Origin of the sequence: Streptomyces sp. MspMP-M5, assembly GCF_000373585.1 — a bacterium.
Taxonomy (GTDB): domain Bacteria; phylum Actinomycetota; class Actinomycetes; order Streptomycetales; family Streptomycetaceae; genus Streptomyces.
In genome coordinates this window covers 1-9,498 of sequence record NZ_KB891957.1, presented here as the reverse complement: position 1 = coordinate 9,498, position 9,498 = coordinate 1, and the positions used below count along the sequence as shown (strand labels likewise).

The following is a 9,498-nucleotide window of genomic DNA, read 5'->3' as shown; positions in this document are numbered from 1 at the left end:
GCCGAAATGTCTCCATAGCTCCGCTATGAAGCCATCCCGGCGCCTTGCGAGAGCACGCACCAGACGCCGCTCCTTCCTCCACGGAGATCCGTCAGCAGCGCCCTAGTTGGTCGGCGAGACGTAGCCGCTGATCGCCATGTTCCAGTACGAGCTGTCGCCCACCGCGCCGCTGTAGGGGCCGTCGTGGTGGACGGTGGAGGTCGCGGCGTCTTCGGTGACCTCGTTGCCGCCTATGCTCTCGATGCTCCCGTCATCGTTGACCGCCGTGACGATGGCGACGTGATCGGCGCCCCCGTTGCCGTTGTAGTTGAAGACGACCGCGTCTCCGACATGGGGATCCGGATGCAACCCCGCGCCGTACTGCGCGAAGCTGCCGGCCGCCGGCGTCAGGCCGTTGACGTTGTAGCCTGCCTGCGCCCAGGCCCAGGACACGAAGTCCGCGCACCAGTTCTCGGGTGAGCCGCCGGCGCCCGTGCAACTGGAGTTGTAGCCCTGCTGGCCCGCGCTGTTGGTGTCACAGGCGTGATGGTCGAGATTGGCGTTCGCGACCCCGACGATGTCCTCGGGCGCGGCCGACGCCGGGCCCGCGGCCAGCATGAGCGACGGTACCGCCACGGCTGCGGCCAGCATGCCCCTGACAGCGGTGTGACGCGTCTTCCAGAGTGTCATGACTCTCCTTTCGGTCGGGCTGAATCAGGCGTGCTCGGCTCCGTGCTGCGCGCACTGCGAACACGCTGAACGGGACGCTAGAAAGCGCCGATGGAATCGTCGTGAAACACCGACCGCCCCGGCCCGTGCGACGAATTCGGGCCAACCGCCTTTCCGTTTGCCCAACTTCAGCGGCGTGGTGCGATCGGCGCGCAGCCCGGAAAATGCGCCGCACCACGGGCGAGGGGCTACTGTGTTCGCGTGTCCGTACGGCACGCCATGACTCCTCCGGACGAGTCCTCGTCGGGCGGGACGAAGCGACCAGTGGAGAGGAAGGAGCAGGCACGGGAGTGGCGGCCTTGTCCTCCAGGGCTCACCAGCAGCCCCGCAAGAAGCAACTCAAACAGCTGCGCCGGGCCTCTGCCGCGGTACTGGCGCGCCTGGACCTGTCCGACGGATGCAGTATCGCCACGGTGATGGAACGGCTCAGCGCCGACCGGGGACGGCCGATCCAGCTCGTACCACTTCCCCTGGGGGCGGACGCTCCCTGCGGTATGTGGCTGGCGACGGACGCCTTCGACGTCATCGTGGTCGAGGCGGACACCAGCCGTCTGCACCAGGACCACATCATCGCCCATGAGCTGGCACACATGCTGTGCCGGCACCGCGACTCCGCCGGGTTCGACGCGGCGACGGTGCGCGACCTGATGCCGAATCTGGACCCGGAGCGGGTGCGGGAGATGCTGGGGCGCACCGGCTACTCCACCGCGGAGGAGCAGGAGGCGGAGATCGTCGCGTCCCTCATCCTCGAACGCGTCACCCGCCCCGCCGTGGAGTCGGTGTGGAGCGTGCCGTCCGCCGACGCCGAGACCGTCGGGCGCATCGAGAGCTCGCTCAACCCTGGCGCGGGGCCCCATGCCCAGTAGCGGCTTCGCACGGTGCCCGGCCGCGGGACGGCAGGCGGTCTCATGAACGCGGTGAAGGCCGCCGCCTTCCCCGCGTGTGCCGTCCTCTGCATGCTCGCGCTGCTCTACAAACTGCGCGACCTGCGCCACCACCGGCGCGATCCGGCCCTGCTCGCGCTGCTCATCGCGTTCTTCGGCAAGGGAATCTCGTTCACGCTCTCCACGCCCTCCGTCTCGCAGGCCGTGGACGCGTACGCGGGGGTGGCCGATCTCGGGGCGCTGGGCATCCATCTCTTCGGCGGCGTCGCCTCCAGTGCCGCCTTCCTGACGGCGATCGTCTTCTGGGTGTACCCGCCCGAGGCCGCCCGGCGGCATGCCCTGGTCCGGCTGCTCATCGCGGCCCTGTGCGCGGTCGCCATGGTCAGCATGTGGGCGGCGGCGGGCGGCGGCGACCAGCGGCGCAGCGCCCACTATCTGCTGCAGAACGCACACCGGCCGTTGGTCGCGGCCTATCTGCTGCTCTACGTCTGCGCGTTCGGCGCCGGGATGATCGAGATCATCCGGCTGTGCCGCCGCTACGGACGGGTGGCCGGCCGGCAGTGGCTGCGAAGGGGCCTTTACAGCACGGCGATCGGGGCGAGTGCGTGCCTGGTGTACTGCCTGAACCGACTGGTCTCGCTGATCGCGGTGCAGTGCGGACTGGACCCGCTGGACTGGGAACTGCTGACGCCGGTGGCCAACGGAACCGGCATCTTCTTCCTGGTGGCGGGGCTCACCATGCCTTCCTGGGGGCCACGGGTCGCCGAATGGCGGCGGCTGGCCCGCAACTTCGTCACCTATCAGCGACTGCACCCCCTGTGGGCGGCGCTGTACGCGGCGGTGCCGGACATCGCGCTCCATCCGCAACACGCCGGCCGCCTCGCCCGCTTCCTGCCCGGTGACATCAGCTATCGCCTCTACCGCATGGTCATCGAGATCCAGGACGGCCTGCTCACGCTCCGTCCGTACGTGGCGCCGGGCGCGGCCGCCGACGCCCGGCAGTCGGCCGAGGCGGCGGGACTGTCGGGCGACCGGCTGCACGCCATGGTGCAGGCCACCACACTGGTGTCGGCGCTGCGCGCCAAGCACGACAACCAGCCGCCGGTCCGTGCCTCCACGGCGGTCGGCCCGGAGGCCGCCAAGGGCGGCGACTACACCGAAGAAGTCAGCCGGCTGCTGGCTATCGCCCGCGCCTACGCCACCGTCCGGTCCGCCGACCGGTGCACGGAGAGGAAAATTCGATGAAGTACCGCAAGCTGGGCAGCAACGGCCCCGAGGTGTCCGCGATCGGCCTGGGCTGCATGGGAATGTCGATCGCCTACGGGGTGCCGGACGAGGAGGAGTCCCAGCGCACCCTGGACCAGGCACTCGAAACGGGCGTCACCCTCCTGGACACCGCCGACGCCTACGGGCAGGGCAGCAACGAGGAGTTGGTCGGACGCTGGCTGCACAGACACGCCCAGGAGCGCGACCGGATGGTGGTGGCGACCAAGTTCGGGCTCCGCCACGACGCCACCACGGGCCGGGTCGGCGACGTCGACACCTCCGCCGAGTACGTGCCCCTCGCCTGCCGGGCCTCGCTGCGCCGCCTGGGCGTCGAGCACATCGACCTCTACTACGCCCACCGCCGCAATCCCGCCACTCCCATCGAGGAGACGGTCGGTGCCATGGCCCGGCTGGTGGAGGCCGGACTGGTGCGGCACATCGGACTCAGCGAGGTCAGCCCCGCGACGCTGCGCAAGGCCCATGCGGTCCACCCGGTCAGCGCGGTCCAGGTGGAGTACTCCCTCTTCACCCGCAACGTGGTGGAGGGCGAACTGCTCGCCACCTGCCGGGAGTTGGGCATCGCCGTCGTGGCCTACTCCCCGCTCGGGCGCGGCATGCTCACCGGCTCCCTCTCCTCCCGCAGCGAACTCGCCGCGGACGACAACCGCCGGCGCTGGCCGCGCTTCGCCGACGAGAACATCCAGCGCAACCTGGCCCTCGTCCAGGCGGTACGGGACGTCGCCGAACGGATCGGCTGCTCGCCTGCCCAGGCAGCGCTTGCCTGGCTGCTCGCCCAGGGCGAGGACATCGTGCCCATCCCCGGCACCAAGCGCCGGCGCTATCTGCAGGAGAACGTCGCCGCGGTGACGGTGCCCCTGTCCGACGCCGACCGTGATCTGCTGCGCCGCACCGTCCCCGAGGAAGCCGTGGCCGGCGAACGCTACCCCGAAGCGGCCTTGGAACGACTGGGACACTGAACGCGGAGCCGGCGCCTGCGCGGCGCCGGCCGCTATGCGACGCCCGGGTCGCCGGCGCCGGGGCCGTCGAGGAATCCGATCAGCACGGCGGCCTCGGCGCGGAGTCGGGCGGCTCGGTCGGCGTGGGCGGGTGCCGTCAACTGCGCTGCGGCTTCCAGGCGTTCGGCGGCCTCGGCACGTACGACGTCCACCACCCGGTGCTCGCTCAACTCGCGCCGGGCCGCTTCGGTGGCGCCGGCGCCGACCGGCGACTGCTCCAGCGCCGCGGCGCGCAGCTCGACTTCCTCCACGGGCACCGCCTCGGCGTTGTCCAGCGCGGCGAGCGTGGCGCGCAGCGCGCTCACCGCGGTTCTGTCGCGGGCGCGCATCGCTTCCGGCAGGGCTTGACGCATACGTAGACGCACAGACATAGCGGTGACCCTATGGCCATGGTCCGGCACCCACAACGCGATATTCGTGGGCGTCGGGCTTGCCGACCTCTCGTTTCCCACCTCATGTTCCCACCCCAACGTCCAGCGCCTCAGACCGTCCGCCGACGTCCGTCCGACGCGCTGTGTCGCGCCGGACGCCGAAGAGAGGTGGACTGGAAGGGTGCGGGTGTGGTGGGGCGGCTCGCTGGGCCACCCACCACTAGCGCAGACGGACGCGTAAGGACGCGGAGGATGCGGAAGGGCAGCTTGATCAAGGAGTTGGATCAGAACATGCCTGCGGGATCCAGTAGGAAGCGTGAGCGGCAGTACGAGCACATCAAGGAGAGCGCCAAGGAGCGCGGTGCCTCGGAGAAGCGGGCGAAGGAGATGGCCGCGCGGACCGTGAACAAGGAACGGGCCCGGTCCGGGGAGTCCAAGTCGGCCGGCAAGGTCTCCACCCAGGATCCCAAGTCCGCCTCGCAGCGGGGTGGCGAACGCAGCCACCGCGGGGCCCAGGGCCCGACCAGGGACCAGCTGTACGAGGAAGCCAAGAAGAAGCACGTCGAAGGCCGCTCGCAGATGAACAAGGAGCAGCTGCGCAAGGCCGTCGGCCGCTGAGCCGGACGGCCCGGCCGACAGCCAGGGCCCGGACACCGCTCGCCGGCTCGGTGTCCGGGCCTTGCATCCGGCCTGCGGCGCCTGGGCGGGACGCGGTGGCACCGCCGCAGCCGTCCCCCTAGCGTGGAGGAGGGGTACGACGACGGAGGGCTGGAGCCGTCCGGAGGGCTGGAGCCGTCCGGTGCGCGGGCAGCGGGCCCGGATGGGCGGCGCCCTCGCGGAGGGAGACTCATGCAGAGCAACCGTACGGACGGTCACGGCCCAGGACTCCGCGTGGTTGTCGTGGGAGCGACCGGCAACGTCGGCACCAGCGTGATGCGGGTCCTCGGTCAGGAACGGGCGGTGGGTTCCACCCTTGGACTGGCTCGCCGGCCCTGTCACCTGCCGATCGCCAAGGCTGCCTGGGCCTGTGTGGATGTGGCGGATCCGCAGGACGATCTGGCGTCCCACTTCCAGGGCGCGGACGCGGTGATCCACCTGGCCTGGCTCTTCCAGCCCACCCACGACCCGGCCACCACATGGGAGACCAATGTGCTGGGCAGTCTGCGGGTCTTCGAGGCGGTGGCGCGCAGCGGTGTGCCCACCCTGATCCATGCCTCCTCGGTGGGCGCCTACAGTCCCGGGCCGAAGGACCGCTACGTCGACGAGTCCTGGCCCACCCACGGCTGGCCGGAGGCGGCCTACTGCCGGGAGAAGGCATATCTGGAGCGGGTCCTGGACACCTTCGAGGAACGCCACCCCGATATCCGGGTGGTCCGCATGCGCCCCGGCTTCCTCTTCAAGAGGGAGGCGGCTTCCGAACAGCGCCGGCTCTTCGCGGGCCCTCTGGTGCCGCAGCGGCTCGTCCGGCCGTCCTTGATACCGATCGTCCCCGACCTCCCTGACCTGCGGTTCCAGGCCCTGCACACGGACGACGCGGCCGACGCCTACCGCCGTGCGGTGGTCCGCGAGGTGCGGGGCGCCTTCAATCTGGCCGCCGACCCTGTGGTCGACGGCTCCCGGCTCGCCGACCTGCTGGCGGCCCGCGCCGTACGGCTGCCCCAGCGGCCCGTGCGCGACGCGGTGGCGGCGGCCTGGCGGCTGCACCTCGTGCCGGCCTCTCCCGAGTTGTTCGACGCGGTGCTGCGGCTGCCGCTGCTGGACACCGCGCGCGCCCGCACGGAACTGGAGTGGACGCCGCGCTACAGCGCCGTCGAGGCACTCGACGAGTTCCTGCACGGGCTCAGGGACGTGGCGGGCATGGACACCGCACCCCTGGCCGCGCGACTGCCCGGCGGCCGCATCCGCGAACTGGCCACCGGAGTGGGACAACGCCCGTGACAAGCTCGGCAGCGCCAAGGCCGTCGCCAACGGCCCGTCACTTGGCCAGATAGCCGCCGTCGACCACATGATCGCTGCCCGTCAGGTACGAGGCGCCGTCGGACACCAAGTAGGCGACGAGGGCGGCGACTTCGGCCGGCTGGGCGGCGCGCGCCAGCGGGACGGCGGCGAGTACCCCGTCGGCGGCCCCGGGCGGCAACGCGGCGACCATGGGGGTGTCGACGATGCCGGGCGACACGGACAGCACTCGGATGCCATGGCCGGCGTACTCCCGGGCCGCCGTCCGGGTCAGGGCGAGCACACCCTGCTTGGCGGCGGCATAGGCGGCATGGTTGCGAAAGCCCGCATGTGCTGCGATGGAGGCGAGATTGACGATGACACCGCCCGTGGGGGCCATGGCGGGGAGCTGACAGCGCATCGCGTGGAAGACGCCGTACAGGTTCACCTTCATCACGGTGTCGAAGTCGGCGGGCGGGAGGTCGGCCAGCGGGCTGAGCGGACCGTTGATCCCGGCGCAGTTGACCGCGATCCGCAGGCCGTTGTACATAGTGGTGGCCTCCGTGACGACGCGGGCGACGCTGTCCGCATCGGTGACGTCGATCCGGCGGGCCAGGGCCGTGCCGCCGGCGTCGGCGATCCGCCCGGCGACCCTGGTCGCGCCCACCTCGTCGAGGTCGGCGACCACCACCACGGCCCCCTCCGCGGCCAGGCGCACCGCACATGCCGCGCCGATCCCGGAGGCGCCACCGGTTACCAGCGCGACCCGGTCCTGTAACCGCCCGGACCGCGGGACAGGTTGGGGGTCTACTGCTGAGCCGGCTGGTGCACCGACTGGCAGCTCGGCTGGTGGGCCGGTCTGTGCTGCGTCGTCGGACGGCGGTTCAGGGATGGGCATATGCGGCTCCTGTCCGCGACGGGCGGCTGGTCGTCGCGGAGATGGTGATGGTGATGGTGCGACGGCGGCGTCGGTCGGGGGCCGTCAGGACGGACGGGCCCGCGCCGTCAACGGCAGACGGTCCGGACGGAGAACGGTGCCGACCAGCGGCCGTACCGGCGTGGTATCGGCCGGTTCCAGGTACCGTTGGGCGGTGAACGCGGCTACGGCCAGGGTCAGTTCGGCCCAGGCGTAGTCTTCGCCGATGCACAGCCGGCTGCCTGCTCCGAACGGCAGAAAGGTGTGACGTGGTGCCTTCGCGGCGGCGTCGGACGGCCAGCGGTCGGGGGCGAAGCGCTCGGGGTCCTCGTAGAGTCGCGGATCGCGGTGCACGGCGTACGGGCTGAAGAACACCTCGTCGCCGGGGGCGAGCCGGACGCCGCCGAGCGTGACCGGACGCACCGCGCGGCGCATCAGCAGCCATGACGGCGGGTACAGCCGCAGCACCTCGGTCAGCACCTGCCGCGTGTAGACCAGCGCGGGCAGGTCCTCGAAGCCGGGCGGCCGTCCGTCGAGCACGGTGTCCAGTTCGTCGTGGATCCGGCGCTGGACGCCGGGACGGCGAGAGATCTCGTGCAGCGCCCAGGCCAGGGACGCGCTGACGGTGCCGGTACCGGCCAGGAACAGCGTGATCAGCTCGTCGGTCACCTCCGCATCGGTCAGCGCGCCCTCGGGGCCGCCCGCGAGCAGGAGCATGGACAGCAGGTCGCCGCGGTCCCGCCCGTCGGCGCGGTAGCTCTCGATGATCCGGAGCTGGACGTCGACCAGGCGCCGCAACGGTCCGGGGTCGGGCGGCCGCCACCCCGGCAGCAGGGGGAGGCGTTCCGCCCAGGCGTGGAGCGGGGACAGCGCCAGGCGCATGGAGTGGTACTTGACGGTCAGCCAGCCCTTGACGGCGGCGTCCAGCGCCGGGTCCTGCGGGTCGGCGAAGAGGGTGCGCAGCAGGATGTCGAGGGTCAGTCGGTGGATCTCCGGCACCAGGTCGCGTGTGGTGCCCGGCGCCCAGTCGGCGGCCCGGGCCTGGGAGCGTTCGGCCATGGTCCGGGCGTAGCGGGCGATCCGCTCGTGGTGGAAGGCGGGCTGCATCAGCCGGCGGTGGCGGCGGTGGCGGTCGCCGGCCGTGGTGATCAGGCCGTCGCCGAGCGGTACGCGCAGGGCGTCGAACATCGCACCCTTGTCGAAGTCACGCGCCTGGAGCGTCAACAACTCGCGGATGATTTCCGGGGAGTTGACGACATGGACCGGCCGCGGGCCGATGTAGATCTTCGTCACCGGGCCGTGGTGCCGCAGCCCGCACAGGAAGCGCAGCGCGTCACGGTGGAGTGCTGCGGCGTGCCCGACCAGCGGTACCCGCCCGGGGGCGACGGCCGCCCTCCGTGCGCCGGTCGGCTCGGTGTCCGTCCTGCTCATACTGCTCCGCTCCTTACTGATGCCTGGCGTCTGGTGCCTGGCGCCTGACGCCCGTCAGCCGGCCTCCGGTACGTGGGCTGCGGCCCGCCCGGCAGCGTGGAGATGGCGCAGTCCGGCGAAGAGGCCCTCGGCGGTGAACGCGTGGTTCTGGGTGGGAAAGTGCGTCAGCAGCGGCCGTGGGCCGTACATGAGCGGTACGCCCGGCCAGGTGCCGTCGTCGCGCTGGGTCTCCAGGAGGTAGCCGAGTCCCGGAATCCAGTAGGTGGCGTCGTGGACGCCGCCGCGTTCCAGGGCGGCGAGCGCGAGGCCGGTGGCGGCGGGGGTGCTCGGGCCGCCCGCCTCGACGGGCCAGCCACCATCGGGGTTGCGGGTTTCGGCCAGGGTCCGGGCAGCCGGATGGCCGCCCTTGTGGGTTGCCGCATCGAAGGCCGGCAGCACCTCGGCGAGGGCGTACGGCAGGCCGCGGTACCAACCGGCGTGCCAGCGCCCCTGTTCGGCATAGCGCCCGGCGAGCCAGTCACGTGCCGCGGTCAGCGGGATGCGGTGACGGCCGGAGTGGCGGTCCAACGCGGTGACGACATGGGCGATCACATCGTCCACCGGAGGGTCGCCGGCCGACTGCCAGGTCCGCCAGAGCCCGTCGAGCGTCTGCTGCTCGGCCAGGTGACGCAGGCCGGCCCGGATCGCCGTGCCTGGCGCGCCGGTTGCGCCGTCCAGGGCGAGCAGGGCGAGCAGGGCGGCCGCGGTGGTGTCGGTGTCGGACTCGACGTCCGAGCGGTAGGGCCAGCCACCGTCGGGATTCTGCGCCGCGACCAGGAACGCCACCGCGGCCGGCAGGGCACTCCGGTCGAAGGCCGCCGAGCCCCGGAAGACCCGCACGCTCAGCGCGGTGTCCCAGACATCGCTGGTGGCGAAACGCCAGGTGCCGTCCGGGCGTTGACTGGCGAGCAGATACTCCGCACAGCGGCGGG

At 71.6% G+C, this 9,498-nt stretch carries 9 protein-coding genes and 1 pseudogene; 5 read left to right on the top strand and 5 right to left on the bottom strand.

The annotated features are described in order from the left end of the window. Positions 1–102: 102 nt before the first annotated feature. The gene (locus B073_RS0137100; RefSeq protein ID WP_018543118.1) at positions 103–669 is read right to left on the bottom strand and encodes a CHAP domain-containing protein; all 567 of its coding nucleotides are present in this window, start codon (positions 667–669) and stop codon (positions 103–105) included. Between the two features lie 338 nt (positions 670–1,007). Between B073_RS0137100 and B073_RS0137095 the strand changes: the two genes are divergently transcribed. The 3 genes from B073_RS0137095 to B073_RS0137085 are packed head-to-tail and all read left to right on the top strand — an operon-like array spanning position 1,008 to position 3,835. Further along, positions 1,008–1,574, top strand: coding sequence for a hypothetical protein (locus B073_RS0137095; RefSeq protein ID WP_037814101.1), 567 nt, complete (start codon positions 1,008–1,010; stop codon positions 1,572–1,574). A gap of 42 nt (positions 1,575–1,616) precedes the next feature. Next, positions 1,617–2,837 carry an MAB_1171c family putative transporter gene (locus B073_RS42450; RefSeq protein ID WP_018543116.1) on the top strand — a complete coding sequence of 407 codons (1,221 nt, stop codon included), beginning with the start codon at positions 1,617–1,619 and terminating at the stop codon, positions 2,835–2,837. Next, positions 2,834–3,835 (top strand): aldo/keto reductase, encoded by a 1,002-nt coding sequence (locus tag B073_RS0137085; protein WP_018543115.1) that lies wholly within the window; start codon positions 2,834–2,836, stop codon positions 3,833–3,835. Before B073_RS42450 ends, B073_RS0137085 begins: the two co-directional genes overlap by 4 nt. 32 nt (positions 3,836–3,867) lie before the next feature. On the opposite strand, the gene B073_RS0137080 is transcribed toward B073_RS0137085, so the two are convergent. Then, the gene (locus B073_RS0137080) at positions 3,868–4,203 is read right to left on the bottom strand and encodes a hypothetical protein (protein WP_018543114.1); all 336 of its coding nucleotides are present in this window, start codon (positions 4,201–4,203) and stop codon (positions 3,868–3,870) included. A gap of 333 nt (positions 4,204–4,536) precedes the next feature. Between B073_RS0137080 and B073_RS0137075 the strand changes: the two genes are divergently transcribed. Beyond that, the gene (locus B073_RS0137075; RefSeq protein WP_026248082.1) at positions 4,537–4,863 is read left to right on the top strand and encodes a hypothetical protein; all 327 of its coding nucleotides are present in this window, start codon (positions 4,537–4,539) and stop codon (positions 4,861–4,863) included. A gap of 231 nt (positions 4,864–5,094) precedes the next feature. After that, positions 5,095–6,183, top strand: coding sequence for an NAD-dependent epimerase/dehydratase family protein (locus tag B073_RS0137070; RefSeq protein ID WP_026248081.1), 1,089 nt, complete (start codon positions 5,095–5,097; stop codon positions 6,181–6,183). A 37-nt stretch (positions 6,184–6,220) separates the two neighbouring features. Here the strand turns inward: B073_RS0137070 and B073_RS0137065 are convergent, their stop codons facing one another. The 3 genes and pseudogenes from B073_RS0137065 to B073_RS42445 all read right to left on the bottom strand — a co-directional run. Beyond that, complete coding sequence (locus B073_RS0137065) at positions 6,221–6,940, bottom strand: SDR family NAD(P)-dependent oxidoreductase (RefSeq protein ID WP_026248080.1); 720 nt, start codon at positions 6,938–6,940, stop codon at positions 6,221–6,223. Between the two features lie 222 nt (positions 6,941–7,162). After that, positions 7,163–8,527, bottom strand: coding sequence for a cytochrome P450 (locus tag B073_RS0137060; RefSeq protein ID WP_018543110.1), 1,365 nt, complete (start codon positions 8,525–8,527; stop codon positions 7,163–7,165). Positions 8,528–8,581: 54 nt separating this feature from the next. Further along, a pseudogene (locus tag B073_RS42445) lies at positions 8,582–9,498 on the bottom strand (prenyltransferase/squalene oxidase repeat-containing protein); the annotation flags it as partial.

Excerpts from the sequence above, each read along its gene's own strand:
- B073_RS0137100 (WP_018543118.1), bottom strand. The coding sequence starts at position 669 with ATGACACTCTGGAAGACGCGTCACACCGCTGTCAGGGGCATGCTGGCC.
- B073_RS42450 (WP_018543116.1), top strand. The coding sequence starts at position 1,617 with ATGAACGCGGTGAAGGCCGCCGCCTTCCCCGCGTGTGCCGTCCTCTGC.
- B073_RS0137085 (WP_018543115.1), top strand. The coding sequence starts at position 2,834 with ATGAAGTACCGCAAGCTGGGCAGCAACGGCCCCGAGGTGTCCGCGATC.
- B073_RS0137080 (WP_018543114.1), bottom strand. The coding sequence starts at position 4,203 with ATGCGCGCCCGCGACAGAACCGCGGTGAGCGCGCTGCGCGCCACGCTC.
- B073_RS0137075 (WP_026248082.1), top strand. The coding sequence starts at position 4,537 with ATGCCTGCGGGATCCAGTAGGAAGCGTGAGCGGCAGTACGAGCACATC.
- B073_RS0137070 (WP_026248081.1), top strand. The coding sequence starts at position 5,095 with ATGCAGAGCAACCGTACGGACGGTCACGGCCCAGGACTCCGCGTGGTT.
- B073_RS0137060 (WP_018543110.1), bottom strand. The coding sequence starts at position 8,527 with ATGAGCAGGACGGACACCGAGCCGACCGGCGCACGGAGGGCGGCCGTC.